Origin of the sequence: Pedobacter glucosidilyticus (assembly GCF_002483235.1) — a bacterium.
GTDB classification, from domain to species: Bacteria; Bacteroidota; Bacteroidia; order Sphingobacteriales; family Sphingobacteriaceae; genus Pseudopedobacter; species Pseudopedobacter glucosidilyticum_B.
Window position 1 is genome coordinate 1 of record NZ_DLHN01000041.1, and the last position, 17,711, is coordinate 17,711.

The window sequence follows — 17,711 nt, forward strand, 5'->3', positions numbered from 1 at the left end:
GTGTCTTTGATGACTAATGACAAATTAAAGTCTTATTCCTTCTCTCTGCTGGATCTTGATTAAATGAACAAAATTATATTCTGTTTACGCTTATCCAAATTTTCCTCTACAAACTTACGATGACAAAGTAATCGTGATAGCTTCACTATGTTCGCCTAATTTGTCAAGCGAGGTACGTGGCAGTCTCTTTATAACCTGTATGGAGGGATAGTCTTGCATGAAGAGATAGCTTCATTTCATTCGCTATGACAAAACAATCGTGATAGCTTCTCTTTGTTCACGATGACAAAATGATGGTTAAGAGATAGCTTTGCTCGCTACAAAGTAATCACCTTTGTCACTGCATGGTATGAAGCTTCTCTTGCAGATGAATATTTTAAGAGAGATAGCTTAATGAAATTCGCTCTAAATCTATATGTTAAGCTTAATCAATATCTTCTCACTTCAAAATCACTTAAACCGCCTTTAAAGTTGATATAAATTTTTTGTTTGGCGGTTTTAAAGTTAGAGGTTTCGTAATCGCCTACTTCATTTTCTTTAAAACCATCAAACTTACGAGATGAAAGTTCGCTGGTGTTTTCAATCAGGCATCCAGCGTTTTCAGGAATTTTAATAACCACTTTTGCAACACCAGTTTCTGCGCTAAGGCTTACACTATCTTGTAAACTCCCTATCTTAATATCAAATTTTGCAGCACCACCTTCTAAATCTAAATTTCTTACTTTATAGTCAGATAAATCAAAAGTTGCTTTACCAGCACCCATTTTTAAACTGATATCCCAAAGTGGGTTTGTATTTAAAAACAGTTTTATCTTACTATATTCTTCATCTTTAAAGTTGAAATCTTTATTGTTATTGGTTGTAAAATCCAAATTTACAGTACTATCCTGCTCGGTTTTCTTTAAAATATATCTGGCTTTAGCGCCTTTTATATTAGCTTCGAACAAATTATCTGTGTATTCATCAATCACAAAAGAACTTGCGCCTCCAGAAACTTCAAGTTTAACAATTTTAAAACGTGGGTCGTACGTTTCGGTATAAGCATTTAACTCAGTAGCGTCTTTATCTACCTCTATTTCATCATCATTTGACCAGGTAATTCCTGTATGAGTATCGTTATTTAAACCTTTATAGGTTATAAACCCTAAACTTAAGATGGTTATACCGGCTATTAAGGCTGTTGCTAAAACTGTTTTCCTTTTGGCAAACAAGATATTTATACCTGTAACAATTAAAACCAGCGGCCAAAAGCGCCAAATATATCGCCAACTAAAATCAATCATATTAAAATTCTCTAGCAGGATAATCCCACCTATATAAACCAATATGATTCCCCAAAAAATTCTATCTGTTTTCATAACTATATATTTTCGTTGGTTTTATCTTCAGTTACTTCACTTACTGGTGTTTCTTCTACAGGCCCTTCTTCCTTAGTTTCTGTTGGTATTTCTTTTTCTTTTTTTGCTTTCATCAGCATGGTTACGCCCAATACCACAAAAACCAAAGGCCATAATTTACCAATGCTAAACCAATCTGGTATGAGATCAAACTCATCCATTAAAAAATACGAGCCTAAAACAACGAGGATTAACCCTCCAACCGTACTCATGTTAGCATTTTTCTCTTTCTTTTTTGATGCTTTGTAAGAAATATAATCATCTGGTATAGGTGGCTGATAATTTTTGGTGTAACCACTATACATAGCGCTATACTGTTCTGGCAAAGCAATCCATAATATGATATAAATTAAAAAGCCCCCACCTCCAAAAAATACTGCTAAAGCAAATGCAATTCTTACCCAGGTAACATCTAACTGAAAGTAGTCTGCTAAGCCTGAGGCAACACCAGCAACCATCTTGTCGCTCATGTTTCTTGTTAATTTTTTAGACATAATCTTGTTTTTTACAATCCTTACTCTTCTTTTCTTTCTTAAACCTGTCCGCCTGTTGGGCTTATCATCAGCTGATCTATATTAGCCCCTGCACTCAGGTTTAAAGTTTGGTTAATCATCAGGGCAACATCCTCTGGCTGTACAAATTTATCTGTTGCTACCGTTGTGCCCTCCCAAGAACTTGTTAATGTTGAACCAGGCAAAACTGCTGTTACTTTTACTTGATGATTCATTAACTCTGCTCTCATGATATTGTTAAGACTAAGCATCGCTGCTTTTGTTACACAATAAGAACCAGCATTTACAATATTATGGGTACTAGCTACAGAACAGATGTTAAAAATATGACCTTTTCTGGCTTCTCGCATGCTTAAACCTATTTTTTTATACAATAGATAAGCACAATTTACATTTACTAAAAAGTGCTTTTCTAGTAAATCATCAGCTTCGTCTAAAATGGCAGCAGGCTCAAAAACGCCTACATTATTGATTAAAACATCAATAAAACCAAAATACTGTAAAGATTGTAAAGCAAAAGCATTAACCTCAGCCTTTAAGCTGCAATTAACCGCCTGAGTGTATACTTTTACAGATGGATAAAGCTGTTGTATCTCTTCTTTTAAGGATAATAATTCGGTTTCATTTCTAGCACATAAAGCTAAATGATTACCTTCTTGTGCCATTTTTATAGCTATAGCTTTGCCTATTCCTTTTGTTGCGCCTGTTATGAGTATATTCATCTTGAAATTTTAGCTAAATATGTCAATTTAGGATTAATAATTGCAATTGATAAAAAAGCTTATTTTTACAAAAAATTAATTCTATGATATTTTACCATTTCGGAAAATACATTTTATTGCTGAAATCTGTTTTCAGGCGTCCTGAAAAAGCTTCTATTTACAAGAGAGAGATTTTTAAAGAGATGGTAGATATTGGACTAGGCTCTTTAGGCATCATCAGTATCATTTCTATTTTTATTGGAGCAGTTACTACTGTACAAACAGCTTTTCAGTTGGTTAGTGATTTAATTCCGAAATCTATCATCGGTTCTATTACCAGAGATTCTACCATATTAGAGTTAAGTCCTACCATTTGTTCTTTGGTGTTGGCCGGTAAAATAGGTTCTAGTATAGCATCGCAAATTGGTACTATGCGAGTAACCGAGCAAATTGATGCTTTAGAAATCATGGGTATTAATGCTCCGGGATATTTGATATTACCTAAATTATTGGCTGGTGTGCTGATGATTCCTTTACTGGTGATTATTGCTATATTTCTAAGTATTACCGGGGGATATTTTGCAGGAGTAGCCTCTGGTGCTGTTACCGCAGCAGAATATATACAGGGTTTAACTACCGATTTTATTCCTTTTACTGTTACTGTGGCAATGGTTAAAGCTGTGATATTTGCTTTTATTATTACCACAGTTTCTTCTTACCAAGGTTTTTATACCGATGGAGGCGCACTTGAAGTAGGACAATCTAGTACCAAAGCAGTGGTAATTTCTTGTATTTCGATTTTAGTTGCAGATTATATAATAGCACAACTTTTACTATGATAACAGCAGAAAATATTCATAAAAGTTTTGGAGACAACCAAGTTTTAAAAGGTATTAATGCCGAGTTTAAGCCTGGTACCACCAGCTTAATTATTGGTGGCTCTGGCTCTGGTAAAACTACTTTACTAAAATGTATGGTAGGTTTACACGAACCTACAGATGGTACTGTTGAGTATGATAACAGAAACTTTACAACCATGAATTTTGAGGAGCGTATTGCTATCAGAAAAGAAATCGGTATGCTGTTTCAAAGTTCTGCTTTGTTTGATTCTATGACGGTAGAAGAAAATATCATGTTCCCGCTAAACATGTTTACAGAACAACCTAAAAAAGAAAAATTAGAACGTGTAAATTTTGTTTTAGAAAGGGTTAATCTGGCCGGTAAAAATAAATTGTACCCATCAGAACTTTCAGGCGGAATGATGAAAAGGGTTGGTATAGCAAGAGCTATTGCCATGAATCCTAAATATTTGTTTTGCGATGAACCAAACTCGGGCTTAGACCCTAAAACTTCTATTTTAATAGATGAGCTGATTAAAGAAATTACCGAGGAATATGATATTACCACCATTATTGTAACACATGATATGAACTCGGTCATGGGAATTGGAGAATACATCTTATTTTTACATCAAGGTCAAAAATGGTGGGAAGGCTCTAAAGAAGAAATCACTTCTACCAATAACCAAGAATTAAATGATTTTGTGTTTGCTACAAAATTGATGGAAACTTTACTCAAAAAATAAAATATAATGCCCAAACCTGCTATACAAGCCCTTACCCCTACTTATTGGAAAGATTATGAATTGATTGATTGTGGCGATTTTGAAAAATTAGAACGATTTGGAGATTTAATTCTCATCAGACCAGAACCACAAGCAGTATGGGCAAAAGGTTTAAGCGATGCTGAATGGCAAAAAAGGCACCATATAAAATTTAAAGGCCGGTCTGCCACTAGTGGCGAGTGGGTTAGAAAATCCGGAAATGTATCTGACCGCTGGCATATTACCTATAAAAACCCCGATGTTGAGATCAAATTTAGATTGGCTTTAACCTCATTTAAACATGTAGGCATTTTTCCAGAGCAGGCTGTAAATTGGGATTATATCTCATCAACCATTAAAAAGTTTAAAACCAAAAGTCCAAAAGTATTAAACTTATTTGCCTACACCGGTGGTGCTTCTTTAATTGCTAAAGCTGCTGGTGCTGATACAACCCATGTTGATTCTATTAAACAAGTAGTTACTTGGGCAAATGAAAATCAAGAGATTTCTAATTTAAAAGATATTAGATGGGTGGTTGAGGATGCCTTGAAATTTGTTCAAAGAGAAATTAAAAGAGGTAAAACTTATAACGGTATTATTTTAGACCCTCCGGCTTATGGACATGGGCCAAAAGGCGAGAAATGGAAGCTAGAAGACCAAATTAGAGAAATGATGACTGATGTTGTTAAACTACTTGACCCACAGGAGCATTTCCTTATTTTAAATACCTATTCGCTTGGTTTTTCTTCTATCATCGTAGAAAATCTAATTAAAGGTGCTTATCCGCAAGTTAAAAATTTAGAGATTGGCGAGTTGTATTTAGAAGCAAGCTCAGGTATTAATTTACCGCTTGGCGTATTTGGCAAATTCCGTTCTGTTTAATTGTGAATATCTTTTTTTTAAACATCCAATACATATACCTATTTTCAAGAAAATTTAATCCATGTTATCTAAAAACACACTTTTAACAAGCATTTTTTCCTTAGGTTTAATTTCTGTTTTAGCCTCTTGTGATGGTGCAAACAGCAAAACTGGTAAAAACTCAACATCTACAGCTGATTCATCTAAAACAAATACGGTTACAGAAGAAAAAGTGGCTAACCCATATCAACCTATAGACTCTGCCAAATATTTCGCCTTACATAAAGCATTGGCAAACGGAGATACCACAGGTTTATGGCCAGTTAAAAACCAACCGGTACCTTCGCCAGGAGCAATTTTACCGTTTAAAAGGGTGGTGGTTTATTACGGCAACCTATACTCTAAAAAAATGGGAGCTTTAGGCGAGTATGCGCCTAAAGAAATGTGGAGAAGATTAAATGCTGAAGTTAAAAGATGGGAAAAAGCAGACCCTACAACGCCAGTACAAGCTGGTATACATTATATTGCCGTAGTTGCCCAAGGCGATGGTGGTAAAGACGGAAAATACCGCTTTAGAATGCCTGATAAGCAAATAGATTCTGCTTTAAAAATTGCTAAAATGCATGATGGTATTGTTTTTCTTGATATACAAGTATCTTTAAGTACCATTCAGCAAGAACTTCCTTTGCTAGAGAAATACTTAAAATTACCGCATGTTCATTTGGGTATAGACCCAGAGTTTTCTATGAAAACAGGACATAGACCTGGCACTAAGATTGGAACCTATGATGCAGAAGATATTAACTATTGTACTAACTACTTAGCTAAACTTGTTAAAGAGCATAACCTACCTGCTAAAATGTTGGTTGTACATCGTTTCACCAAAGGAATGGTAACCAACTATAAAAACATCAAATTAAGACCAGAAGTTCAAATAGTTATGCACATGGATGGATGGGGCGAGCCTGAACTTAAAAAAGGCACTTACCGCCATTGGATTAGAGAGCAACCTGTACAATTCACAGGCTTTAAATTATTTTATAAAAACGATTTAAAGAAAGCACCAAATAGACTAATGACTCCGGAAGAGTTATTAAAACTTTCTCCTAAACCGATATACATTCAGTATCAATAAAAAAATTAAAGCTGCCTCCTCCAAAAGGCAGCTTTTTTTATCAACTATAACTACCTAAATTCAACTTTTCTGCTGTAACAAATATCTGTTTCAGTTGTCTTATCTTCGTATCAATAGTTCCCATCCAAAATGAATACGAGAGAGAATATCAAAGTTGCTTTACAATCTATTAAGAGCAATAAATTGCGAACATTTCTTACCGCACTTATTATTGCTATAGGTTTAATGGCTTTGGTTGGTATTTTAACTTCTATAGATGCTATTAAAGGCTCTCTTAACAATACTTTTGCTAGCATGGGGGCAAATTCTTTCACCATTAGAAACAGAGGTACAGGGATAAGAATTGGTGGTAATGGTGCCAGAAAAATTTGGCCTGTGATTACCTATCGCGAGGCCATGGCCTTTAAAAATGATTTTAATTTACCTGCTACCGTATCTGTTAACACCTTTGCCTCTTTTGCTGCTACAGCTAAATATGGTAATGAAAAAACAAACCCTAATATATCTGTTCTTGGTGCCGATGAATCTTATGTTTTTACTGGTGGCTATAAAATAGCCGAGGGTAGAAATTTCTCGGCAAGTGAAACAGAATTTGGTGCTAGTGTTGTTATTATTGGTGATGAGATAAAGCAAAAGTTTTTTAAACAAGGTTCTGCCGTTGATAAAATCATCACTATAGGAAGTAACAAATTTAAAATTATTGGTGTTTTTGAACCTAAAGGCTCTAGCGTTGGCTTTGGTGGCGATAAAGTTTGTGTGGTTCCTATTATAAAAGGTAGGCAAATTATGAGTAATCCCAACCCTACTTATACCATTTCTGTGATGGCTAACGACCCTACTAAAATGGATTATATGATTGGTGAAGCTACAGCTTTAATGCGAAGAGTAAGAGGCCTAGAAACACAAAATGATAACAATTTTGAAATCACCAAAAGTGACGCTATTGCAGAAACGCTAATTGAAAACCTAAAAATAGTTCAGATTGCTGGCGTGGCTATTGGCTTAATTACTTTGATTGGTGCTGCTATTGCATTAATGAATATCATGATGGTTTCTGTAACGGAAAGGACCAGAGAAATAGGTATTAGAAAAGCTATTGGCGCAACACCACAAGTCATCAGAAAACAATTTTTGTACGAAGCCATCGTCATTTGTATGATGGGGGGCATTTTTGGTATTTTCCTAGGCATCATTATGGGAAATTTATTAGCCATTGCTATGGGCGCTTCCTTTCTTATTCCTTGGGCGTGGATATTCATAGGACTGACGGCTTGTGTGGCAACAGGTTTAGTTTCTGGTTTTATACCTGCTTCTAAGGCTGCTAAATTAGACCCGGTAGAGGCTTTGAGGTACGAATAATCAAGGTTTAGAAATAGATTTTTACTTCAAGAGTTCGTTATATAAACTATAATCATCTGAAAGTAATTGTTCTACGGTTGGTGTAAGAAGAGACTTTTGAAGAGAATCTGCATGTCTTAAATGGTGCATATCAGAGCCTAAAAAATCAATCATCATATTTTCAACTAAATTTTCTGCGACTTTTTGAGCTTGTTTCCCATAATGGTTGCTTAATGAAATGGTGTTTAACTGAAAATAACAACCATACTCTTTTACCTGTTGATAGTTTTCTAAAGAGCCATAAAGATAAGGATAACGCTCTGGATGCGCTAAAATGGGTTTATAACCTTTATCATTCATTTTTTGAATAATATCTTTCAGGTTATTTGGATAATTGATGTACGAAAGTTCAAATAAAAGGTAATTATCTCCCAAAGTGAGTAAATTTCCGGCTTCTAATTTCCTTTCAAAAGTTTCATCTAGATAATATTCTGCTGCGGCTTCAACAGGTATTTGGATATTTTGCCTTTCTAGCTCTGCCCTTAACTCGTCTAAAGCTTTACGGATGGTGTCTGGGGTATTTCTGTAACAATCTGCCATGATATGTGGCGTGGCTATTAATTTGGTAAAGCCTAAATCCATCAACCTTCTAACCAATATGATAGATTCTTTTACTGTTGGCGCACCATCATCTATACCAGGTAAGATATGCGAGTGCATATCTACCTGAATACGATTGAAATTATATTTTGCTTCTTTTTTCTTTTTAAAAAATGAAAACATTAACGGTTTTGATATTGGTCTTCATAGTAATGTTGATAATTACCAGAAGTTACATTATTTAACCACTCTTCATTAGCCAAATACCAATCAACAGTTTTTTCTAAGCCTTCTTCAAACTGCAGACTTGGCTCCCAGCCTAAATCATTCTTTAGTTTTGTAGCATCTATCGCATAACGTAAATCATGTCCTGCTCTATCGGTAACAAATGTAATCAGTTGTGCTGATGTACCTTCTGGTCGGCCTAGTTTCTTATCCATCACCTTACATAAGGTTCTAATTAAGTCAATATTTGTCCATTCATTATGGCCACCAATATTATAAGTAGAACCTGTTTTAGCTTTATGAAAAATTACATCAATTGCTCTGGCGTGGTCTTCTACCCAAAGCCAATCCCTAATATTTTCGCCTTTTCCATAAATTGGAATAGGTTTATTGTTTTTGATATTATTGATAGAAAGCGGAATTAATTTCTCTGGAAAATGGAAAGAACCATAATTGTTTGAGCAATTAGAAATCACACAATCCATACCATAAGTATCATGATAAGCTCTCACAAAATGGTCTGAACTTGCCTTAGAAGCAGAATATGGCGAATGTGGGTCATAAGCAGTTTGCTCTGTAAACATTTCTGTTCCCTCGCCTAAAGTTCCATAAACTTCATCTGTAGAAACATGATAGAAACGTTTTTTATCGTAATCGCCTTTCCAACTATTTCTAGCAGCATTTAACAGGTTTACTGTACCAACTACATTTGTCATTACAAACTCTATCGGGTTGGCAATAGATCTATCCACATGAGATTCTGCCGCTAAATGGATAACAGCATCAAAATTCTCATCAGTAAATAGCTTATTGATAAACTCAGCATCAACAATATCTCCTTTTACAAATTTGTAGCTTGGAGCTTGCTCAACGTCTCTTAAATTTTCTAAGTTACCAGCATAAGTTAATTTATCAAGATTAACAATCTGATAGTTTGAGTAGGTATTTACAAAACGCCTTACCACATGTGAGCCTATAAAACCAGCTCCACCTGTTATTAATATTTTTTTCATTTTTTGTTAGATATGAGTATTGAGATTTGAGTATTGAGTAATAATATTGAATTAGACATTCTGAAAAGTCTCACTTCTCAATACTCAATTCGCAAATCTTTCATTAAAACGGATTATTCTTGATGTATTTCTCCCATTCCCAGGCAGATTTCATCATATCTTCAATACCTAAAGCAGCTTTCCAGCCTAGTTCTTGAGTAGATTTTGTAACATCGCCATAAACTTGCTCTACATCGCCTTCTCTTCTCGGACCTATTTGGTAATCTAATTTTTCGCCTGTTGATCTTTCAAAAGCATGGATAATCTCTAATACCGATGTTCCTTTACCTGTACCAATATTATAAACCTCGTAATTATCAGCAGATTTACCAGATTCCATTCTTTCGATAGCAGCAACATGTGCTTTTGCTAAATCTACTACATGGATATAATCTCTTATACAACTACCATCAACGGTATTGTAATCATTACCAAAAACGGTTATTTTACCTCTTTTTCCTATTGCAGATTGTGTGATAAAAGGAACTAAATTTTGAGGGACACCAATAGGCAACTCTCCAATAAGTGCCGATTCATGCGCCCCAACCGGATTAAAATATCTTAACGCAACAATATTATAATTCTTGTTTACTGATGCTGTATCTTTTAAAATTTCCTCTGCAACTTGTTTCGTGTTTCCGTAAGGAGATTCTGCTTTTTTTACCGGAGCTGACTCAGTAACAGGCAAAACATCTGGCTGACCGTAAACGGTACAACTTGATGAAAAAACAAAATTGATAGGTTTCCCTTTATAAGCATCAAGTAAATTAATCAGCGAAACAAAATTGTTTTTGTAATAATCTAAAGGCTTTTGTACAGATTCTCCAACAGCTTTATAAGCTGCAAAGTGGATGATGCCTTTGATATCTGGATTTTTAGCCAAAAACGACTTAGTTTTAGCTTCATCACATAAATCAAACTCATGAAACTCTGGTTTATAACCGATGATTTTTTCTAATTGATCTAATATTTTGATTGATGAATTAGAAAGGTTATCTACAATAATCGGAGTATAACCCGCATGGTGCAGTTCTACTACGGTGTGCGAGCCTATAAATCCGGTACCACCGGTTACAAGAATTTTATTTGCCATTTATTTTTTATTGAAAGTAGTAAAATCTTTATGGTCTATTTTCTCTAAAGCTTCTTTAGATAGCGATTTAAAATACTCGTATGTTATTTTTAAACCTTCTGCTCTGTTTACTTTAGGTTCCCATTTTAACAGTTCTTTTGCCTTGGTGATATCTGGGCGGCGTTGCTTAGGATCATCTTGTGGCAAAGGTTTATAAATTACCTTTTGTTGTGTACCTGTTAGCTTAATAATTTCCTCAGCAAACTGGCCAATCGTGATTTCATCGGGGTTTCCGATATTTACTGGATAAGCGTAATCAGACATTAATAATCTGTAAATACCTTCTACCAAATCATCTACATAACAAAATGAACGGGTTTGTGTACCATCACCAAAAACGGTTAAATCTTCGCCTCTTAAAGCCTGCCCAATAAATGCTGGCAACACTCTACCATCATTTAAGCGCATTCTTGGACCATAAGTATTAAATATCCTTACAATTCTGGTTTCTACTCCGTGGAAAGTGTGGTAAGCCATCGTCATCGCTTCTTGGAAGCGTTTAGCTTCATCATAAACACCTCTCGGCCCAACCGGATTTACATTTCCCCAATATTCTTCTGGCTGTGGGTTTACGGATGGATCTCCATAAACTTCTGAAGTAGAAGCAATAATGATACGAGCCTTTTTTACCCTTGCTAAACCTAATAAATTATGAATGCCCAAAGAACCCACTTTTAAGGTTTGGATTGGGATTTTTAAATAATCAATAGGGCTGGCAGGTGATGCAAAATGTAAGATATAATCTAGATCTCCAGAAACATGCACAAACTTAGAAACATCATGATTATAAAACTCAAAGTTCTCTAATTTAAAAAGATGTTCTATGTTTGATAAATCACCGGTAATCAGGTTATCCATACCGATAACGTGGTAATTTTCTTTGATAAATCTATCACATAAGTGCGAGCCTAGAAATCCTGCTGCTCCTGTTATTAATACTCTTTTTCTAGTTGCCATACTTATGCTTCAATAATTTTTCTACCGATACTGTTATAATAATAACCTAAGTCTATCATCTTGTGTAAATCATAAAGATTTCTACCATCAAATACCACTTTAGCTTTTAAGTTTTTCTCCATCAACTCATAATCAGGGTTGCGGAAAAGCTGCCATTCTGTTGCTATAATTAAAGCATCGGCATCTAGTAAAGCATCATAAGGGTTTTCAGCAAAACTGATTTTATTTCCTAATAAACGTTCAACATTATCCATCGCTTCCGGGTCGTAAGCTACAACTTCTGCACCAGCGTTTAATAACTCATCAATAATATATAAAGCCGGAGCTTCTCTGATATCATCTGTTTCTGGTTTAAACGCTAAGCCCCATAAAGCAAATTTCTTACCTTTTAAATCTCCTTTGTAATAGCTCATCATTTTTTCAATGATTTTAACTTTCTGTACTTGATTAACATCCATTACAGATTTTAAAATCTTGAAATCATAATTGTATTCTTCTGCTGATAAAGCTAGCGCTTGTACATCCTTAGGAAAGCAGCTACCACCGTAACCTATTCCTGGGAATAAGAATCTCTTACCTATACGAGCATCAGAACCAACACCTTTTCTTACCATATCCACATCGGCACCTACCAATTCGCATAAGTTAGCAACCTCATTCATGAAAGTGATTTTGGTAGCTAAAAAAGAATTAGCTGCATATTTAGTAAGCTCAGAAGAACGCTCATCCATAAAAATGATAGGATTACCAGACCTCACGTAAGGAGCATAAAGCTCTTCCATTAATGCTTTAGCTTTCTCGCTTGATGTACCTACTACTACCCTATCAGGTTTCATAAAATCATCAACTGCAACACCTTCTCTTAAAAATTCTGGATTAGAAACAACATCAACCTCTACTAAAGTATTTTCTTTAAATACAGCTTTTACTTTATCTGCTGTACCAACTGGAACTGTAGATTTGGTGACAATAACTTTGTAATTTTCTATTAAACCTGCTATGTCTTTGGCTGCTCCTAAAACAAAGCTTAAATCGGCTCTGCCATCTCCTCCCGGAGGGGTAGGTAAAGCTAAAAATATAATAACTGCATCCTTTATAGCTTCTGCTAGATTAGTCGTAAACTTTAAACGACCTTGTTCTATATTTCTATTGAACAAAATATCTAAACCTGGTTCGTAAATTGGCATAATGCCTTCTTTCATTTTTTGAACCTTTTCTTCAACAATATCAACACATGTTACATTGTTTCCTGTCTCTGCAAGACAAGTGCCTGTTACCAAACCTACGTAACCAGTACCTATTACGGCAATCTTCATATTATGGGGGAAATTATTACCTTTAAAACAAACTTTTTTGCGAAGTTAAACAATACAAAATTAAATGCCATTAATATATAACATTGGAATAAAATTTTATTATTTATTCATACATTTTGCATCTTTTTTTAATATCAAAGCAAAAAAATGGATTGATGGCAGAAAAAACTGGAGAGAGAAATATAAAAATCTATCCGATACACCAACAATATGGTTTCATTTTGCATCATTAGGAGAGTTTGAACAAGGAAAACCACTTCTAGAAGCCGTTAGAAATAAATATCAGCAACAAAAAATAGTGATCACATTTTTTTCTCCATCAGGTTATGAGATTAGGAAAAACTCGCCTTTAGGAGATTATATCTTGTATTTACCATTAGACACAGCAAAAAACGCACAAGATTTTATCCGAATTTTTAAACCATCTGTCGCATTTTTTAATAAATACGAATATTGGTATCACTTTTTTAAAGCTTTAAATCAACATCATATTCCTTTATACATAACCTCTGCTATTTTTAGACCTCAACAAATTTTCTTTAAATTTTATGGTGGTTTTAATAGACAAATACTTAGTTATGTAACGCATTTCTTTACTCAAAACAAAGAATCTGATGATTTACTTTCAAGCATAGGTTTGCGTAATTTCACTTTGTGTGGAGATACCAGATTTGACAGCGTAAATAATTTAGCCCAAAAAGTTAAAGAACTTCCCTTTGTTAAGGCTTTTAAAAATGAAAGTAAGTTATTAATAGCCGGCAGCACATGGCCTGATGACGAAAAACTTTTGTCCCAATGGTTTATAAAAAAACAAAACGATTGGAAAATACTGTTTGCTCCTCATGAAATAAAACCAGAAAAAATAAAAGCACTACAGCAATTATTTAATGATGAAGTAGTTATTAAACATTCTGAAATTGCTGATTTAGATGCGTTGAGAAATTATAAAATACTCATCATAGACAATATAGGGATGTTGTCTTCTCTTTACCCTTACGGGGAGATTGCATATATTGGCGGAGGCTTTGGTGTTGGCATACACAATACCTTAGAAGCGGCAACTTGGGGATTACCCGTTATTTTTGGCCCTAATTACCAGAAGTTTCAAGAAGCTAAAGACTTGATTAAAAATGAAGCAGGTTTTAGTATCAAAAATCAAGAAGAGTTGAATATCGTACTGACTAAACTTACCCAAAACGAAGTTTACTGTATTAACAGTGGTAAAAAAGCCCAAGCTTATGTAAAAGAGAATGTTGGGGCTACAGCTTTAATTATGAAAAAAGTTTTTGACTAAGCTTTAATTCGCTCATCAAAAATAAAGGGTTCTGCTTTTAACAATTTTACAGCTTTAAAATCAGCGTGTTTTGGATTCAACAGATAATTAAACTCTTGAGGAATGATAGAAGAAGGTACTTTTAAAACAGCTGTTTGCTGGTTTATCAACCATTCATTGCCTAAGAATTGCGTTAGCGGAATATTTTCAAAATGATGCCATTTACTTGGCAGCTCATCTTGGTGGATCTCTGTTTGAAGCAAATCATCAGGAATATCTATATACAAAACTTTAAATGAAGCGTTTAAACCAAGTTTATTCCGATGTACCACATTCTCTAAACAAGCTAGAGAAATAGATGAAGCTGTATAAATGACATAACTATCATTACTATTCCACCTAGCCGCCCTGCCGGATGCAAACAAGGCGTCAGAAAATCTTGCTAGAGCAATTCTATAAACCAACATGGATTTAAGCTAAATCACCATAAGCTATACGGATAAGTTCTTCTTCTATCAGATTTATACCTGTAATGGTATCCATGAGATGAAAAGGCGTTTGGTTGCCTAAGCCATAAGCTGGTAAATTTAACCACTGGTGAAAAGCCTCTACCGAACCAAAAACCTCAATACCTTTATTAAAAAGAGCAAAAGACTTGATGAGTTTTTCACTTAAAGCAGCATCTAATTTTAAACCTTGAACAGCATGATTTTGTATGGTTTTAACGGTAGTTTTAAACGCACTTTGAAATTCATCATAGGTAAAACCAGATATATTTAAAAAATCTAAAGCAGCATTTGCACTTAAACCCTCTTTAGAATTTTGTAATAAAGCAATTGGATTAACAGACATTTTCTGATAAACCGCAATAGTTTCCTGAACTAATTGATGAGTAACATCATCATGATGATTGATGCTATAACTTTTTGCCCTTTTTTTATCTGTTTTCATGAGCTTAACTTTAACAATGAACTAATATAAGAAATTTTTCTGATTACAAAAGAAAATTTTCTTGATTTTTAGTTTTTGTTAAGTATGATATCTTCCAGAGCGTCTATCCAAGCCGGATGATCGTTTAGACTTTCTACTAATTGAACTTTTTCGCCGCCAAGTTCTTCAAACTCTTCTTGGTACTCAAAAGAAATTTCAAATAAAGTTTCTAAACAATCAGCAACAAAAGCAGGGCATAAAACTAAAATTCTTTTAACGCCTTTGCCAGCTAATTCTTTTAAAACATCGCTGGTATAAGGTTGCATCCATGGGTCGTTTCCTAAACGAGATTGAAAGCATAAAGAGTACATATCGTCTGATAAATTAAGCTCTTCTGCTATTAATTTAGCTGTTTGATGGCATTGTGCTGAGTAGCAAAACTTATTATTCTCTGTTAAGGTCTTGCAACAATCTTTTACTTTTAAACAATGTTCACCAGAAACATCGGCTTTACGCATGTGTCTTTGTGGCACTCCGTGGAAACTAAATAAGATATGATCCCAACCCTCATCCAAATATTTTCTGGTATTGTCTGCAAATACTTTAATCATACCAGGATGATCATAATAGCTATTTACAAAACTTATAGATGGTATGGCTTGCCACTGGCTAACAATTTCCATAACCAATTGATGAACAGATCCGGTAGATGCCGAAGCATATTGAGGAAATAATGGAATAACTTTAATACTATCTACTTTGGCTTGTTTTAATCGCTCAAGAGCATCAGGAATAGAAGGAGATTGATAACGCATGGCTAACTCTACCTGATAATCTTCACCCAGTCTTTCTGCTATAGCATTTCTAACGTTATTACCATAAATTAAAAGCGGTGAGCCTTGCTCGGTCCAGATTTCTTTATAAATTTTAGCAGATTTAGGCCCTCTAAAGGGTACAATAATCCCTTTAACCAATAAAGTTCTTAAAACAGGATTAATATCTATTACCCTACCATCCATTAAAAACTCATCTAAATATTTCCTAACATCAGCAGTTTTAGGACTATCTGGTGTTCCTAAATTAACCAATAAAATTCCCTTTTTTCCCATTCCTGTTTATATATGATTTGCTTTGTCTTTTAAAATCCATAATTGCCACCAAGGTGTACCCGGCGAGTCGTGATGCTCGTAATGATAACCAAAAAAGTAACAACTTATAAAAGCTAAAAAATGATTTCTTGTTTGAGATCTTGATTGATGTTTATTATCATGTTCTCCTTTATGAGGTAAATAGGTGCCAAAATAAAACAACTGTAAAGTGCTTAATAAAGATGGTATTACCCAAAATAAGATGAGGTTTACTTCATCAAACCAAAGTTTTAAAACATTAAAAGCAATGGCCATAAAAACTATTTGCCACCAAGTGATATACTGTGTTATGAAATGAAAATACCATTGAAAAAAATTACCATGATGGTAATCAGGGTCATCATGAGAGTGTACATGACTATGATGCAAATGATGTTTAGCATTTAAAGCTTTAAAAGGAAACGCTGCATATAAAGCCGTACATAATTGTCCTATTGCGTTATTCAACCCTCTATTAGCACTATAAACTGTACCATGCATGGCATCATGTGCGGTAATAAATAACCCCGTATATAAGTGTGCTTGGATAAGAATAAAAACGTAAATAAGGGGATTAGAGAAATTAACCTCAAAATTTAAGAAAAAAGATAGTGAACAAAACCATAAGGCAATGACAAGCAAAGCAATAAGCAAACCTTTATAAGATTTTTTATTCACGATATAAAAATTTAGTATGTCTCTAAAACCTTCTTCACATCCTCCATTAACCACATTGGGGTAGAGGTTGCACCACAAATACCAATTTTATCTCCTGGGTTAAACATCATGATTTCTAAATCTTCTGCCTTACTGATGAAATAAGTAGCAGGATTATTTTTGCGACATACCTCATATAAAACTTTACCGTTTGAAGATTTTTTACCCGACACAAAAACGATTTTATCAAATTTTTTAACAAAATCTGGTAAGTCTTTATCGCGGTTAGAAACTTGTCTGCAAATGGTATCATTAGCTTTTACTTCGTATCCCTTAGCAATAAGCTCTTCTTTTATCTGATAAAACTTCTCTGTAGACTTTGTTGTTTGGCTATATAACGTGAATTTTTGCGGAAGTTCTACATCTTCCAATTCTTTAATATCTTGAAATACCAAAGCTTCATTATTAGTTTGCCCTTGCAAACCAATAACTTCTGCATGACCATGTTTACCAAAAATCAAGATTTTCTCATTAGCGTCATGCGTGGTTTTGATACGATTTTGCAATTTCAAAACAACTGGGCATGATGCATCTATTAAAGTGATATTGTTTTCAAGTGCAACTTTATAGGTTTCAGGTGCTTCGCCATGTGCTCTTATGAGCACCTTTTCATTTTTAAGCGTTTTTAAATCTTCGTTATCTATGATTCTGAGGCCTTTGGCCTTTAAACGCTCTACCTCTTCATCGTTGTGAACAATGTCTCCTAAACAATATAAATAACCATCTTCCTGTAGTATTTCTTCTGCCATATCTATAGCATAAACTACTCCAAAACAAAATCCAGAATCACTATCAATGGTTACTTGTAAATTATATTTCATGGTGCAAGATAATC

The 17,711-nt window shown here is 34.4% G+C and carries 19 protein-coding genes; 6 read left to right on the top strand and 13 right to left on the bottom strand.

The features are described from left to right. Window positions 1–428: 428 nt before the first annotated feature. The 3 genes from B2745_RS16705 to B2745_RS16715 are packed head-to-tail and all read right to left on the bottom strand — an operon-like array spanning window position 429 to window position 2,631. Window positions 429–1,358, bottom strand: a complete 930-nt coding sequence (locus tag B2745_RS16705; protein ID WP_304069006.1) for a LiaI-LiaF-like domain-containing protein — start codon at window positions 1,356–1,358, stop codon at window positions 429–431. Between the two features lie 2 nt (window positions 1,359–1,360). Beyond that, entirely contained in the window at window positions 1,361–1,891 is a 531-nt protein-coding gene (locus B2745_RS16710; protein ID WP_304069008.1) for a PspC domain-containing protein, read from the bottom strand. 38 nt (window positions 1,892–1,929) lie between these two features. After that, entirely contained in the window at window positions 1,930–2,631 is a 702-nt protein-coding gene (locus tag B2745_RS16715) for an SDR family NAD(P)-dependent oxidoreductase (protein ID WP_304069009.1), read from the bottom strand. An 83-nt stretch (window positions 2,632–2,714) separates the two neighbouring features. Between B2745_RS16715 and B2745_RS16720 the strand changes: the two genes are divergently transcribed. The 5 genes from B2745_RS16720 (at window position 2,715) to B2745_RS16740 (ending at window position 7,568) form a co-directional block, all read left to right on the top strand. Continuing rightward, window positions 2,715–3,449: an MlaE family ABC transporter permease gene (locus tag B2745_RS16720; RefSeq protein ID WP_026904627.1), complete on the top strand. Its 735-nt coding sequence runs from the start codon at window positions 2,715–2,717 to the stop codon at window positions 3,447–3,449. Then, window positions 3,446–4,195 carry an ABC transporter ATP-binding protein gene (locus B2745_RS16725; protein WP_304069011.1) on the top strand — a complete coding sequence of 250 codons (750 nt, stop codon included), beginning with the start codon at window positions 3,446–3,448 and terminating at the stop codon, window positions 4,193–4,195. Before B2745_RS16720 ends, B2745_RS16725 begins: the two co-directional genes overlap by 4 nt. A 6-nt stretch (window positions 4,196–4,201) precedes the next feature. Then, the gene (locus tag B2745_RS16730; RefSeq protein ID WP_304069013.1) at window positions 4,202–5,095 is read left to right on the top strand and encodes a class I SAM-dependent methyltransferase; all 894 of its coding nucleotides are present in this window, start codon (window positions 4,202–4,204) and stop codon (window positions 5,093–5,095) included. 61 nt (window positions 5,096–5,156) lie between these two features. After that, window positions 5,157–6,209 (top strand): hypothetical protein, encoded by a 1,053-nt coding sequence (locus B2745_RS16735; protein ID WP_304069015.1) that lies wholly within the window; start codon window positions 5,157–5,159, stop codon window positions 6,207–6,209. Window positions 6,210–6,338: 129 nt separating this feature from the next. Then, complete coding sequence (locus tag B2745_RS16740) at window positions 6,339–7,568, top strand: ABC transporter permease (RefSeq protein WP_304069017.1); 1,230 nt, start codon at window positions 6,339–6,341, stop codon at window positions 7,566–7,568. Window positions 7,569–7,589: 21 nt separating this feature from the next. Here B2745_RS16740 and B2745_RS16745 read toward each other — a convergent pair whose 3' ends face one another. The 5 genes from B2745_RS16745 to B2745_RS16765 all read right to left on the bottom strand — a co-directional run bounded on the left by B2745_RS16745 (window position 7,590) and on the right by B2745_RS16765 (window position 12,829). Further along, on the bottom strand, window positions 7,590–8,330 hold the full coding sequence (locus B2745_RS16745) for a tyrosine-protein phosphatase (RefSeq protein WP_304069019.1): 741 nt from the start codon (window positions 8,328–8,330) through the stop codon (window positions 7,590–7,592). Beyond that, complete coding sequence (gene rfbB, locus B2745_RS16750) at window positions 8,330–9,385, bottom strand: dTDP-glucose 4,6-dehydratase (RefSeq protein WP_304069021.1); 1,056 nt, start codon at window positions 9,383–9,385, stop codon at window positions 8,330–8,332. Before rfbB ends, B2745_RS16745 begins: the two co-directional genes overlap by 1 nt. Before the next feature lie 103 nt (window positions 9,386–9,488). Beyond that, on the bottom strand, window positions 9,489–10,517 hold the full coding sequence (gene galE, locus B2745_RS16755; protein WP_304069023.1) for a UDP-glucose 4-epimerase GalE: 1,029 nt from the start codon (window positions 10,515–10,517) through the stop codon (window positions 9,489–9,491). Then, window positions 10,518–11,513 (bottom strand): UDP-glucuronic acid decarboxylase family protein, encoded by a 996-nt coding sequence (locus B2745_RS16760; protein WP_304069025.1) that lies wholly within the window; start codon window positions 11,511–11,513, stop codon window positions 10,518–10,520. A 2-nt stretch (window positions 11,514–11,515) separates the two neighbouring features. After that, window positions 11,516–12,829, bottom strand: a complete 1,314-nt coding sequence (locus B2745_RS16765; RefSeq protein WP_304069027.1) for a UDP-glucose dehydrogenase family protein — start codon at window positions 12,827–12,829, stop codon at window positions 11,516–11,518. A 64-nt stretch (window positions 12,830–12,893) separates the two neighbouring features. On the opposite strand from B2745_RS16765, the gene B2745_RS16770 reads away from it, so the two are divergent. Further along, a complete protein-coding gene (locus B2745_RS16770) occupies window positions 12,894–14,123 on the top strand; it encodes a 3-deoxy-D-manno-octulosonic acid transferase (protein WP_304069029.1) in 1,230 nt (409 codons plus the stop codon). Here the strand turns inward: B2745_RS16770 and B2745_RS16775 are convergent. From B2745_RS16775 to B2745_RS16795, 5 genes are all read right to left on the bottom strand, one after another. Then, complete coding sequence (locus B2745_RS16775; RefSeq protein ID WP_026903526.1) at window positions 14,120–14,569, bottom strand: RES family NAD+ phosphorylase; 450 nt, start codon at window positions 14,567–14,569, stop codon at window positions 14,120–14,122. The genes B2745_RS16770 and B2745_RS16775 overlap by 4 nt on opposite strands. 4 nt (window positions 14,570–14,573) lie before the next feature. Then, window positions 14,574–15,053, bottom strand: coding sequence for a type II toxin-antitoxin system Xre/ParS family antitoxin (gene parS / locus B2745_RS16780; protein ID WP_304069031.1), 480 nt, complete (start codon window positions 15,051–15,053; stop codon window positions 14,574–14,576). 68 nt (window positions 15,054–15,121) lie between these two features. After that, entirely contained in the window at window positions 15,122–16,141 is a 1,020-nt protein-coding gene (gene hemH / locus B2745_RS16785; protein WP_304069033.1) for a ferrochelatase, read from the bottom strand. Window positions 16,142–16,147: 6 nt separating this feature from the next. After that, a complete protein-coding gene (locus B2745_RS16790) occupies window positions 16,148–16,837 on the bottom strand; it encodes a fatty acid desaturase (RefSeq protein WP_304069035.1) in 690 nt (229 codons plus the stop codon). Window positions 16,838–16,848: 11 nt separating this feature from the next. Then, window positions 16,849–17,697 carry a 4-hydroxy-3-methylbut-2-enyl diphosphate reductase gene (locus tag B2745_RS16795; RefSeq protein WP_304069036.1) on the bottom strand — a complete coding sequence of 283 codons (849 nt, stop codon included), beginning with the start codon at window positions 17,695–17,697 and terminating at the stop codon, window positions 16,849–16,851. Window positions 17,698–17,711 lie beyond the last annotated feature (14 nt).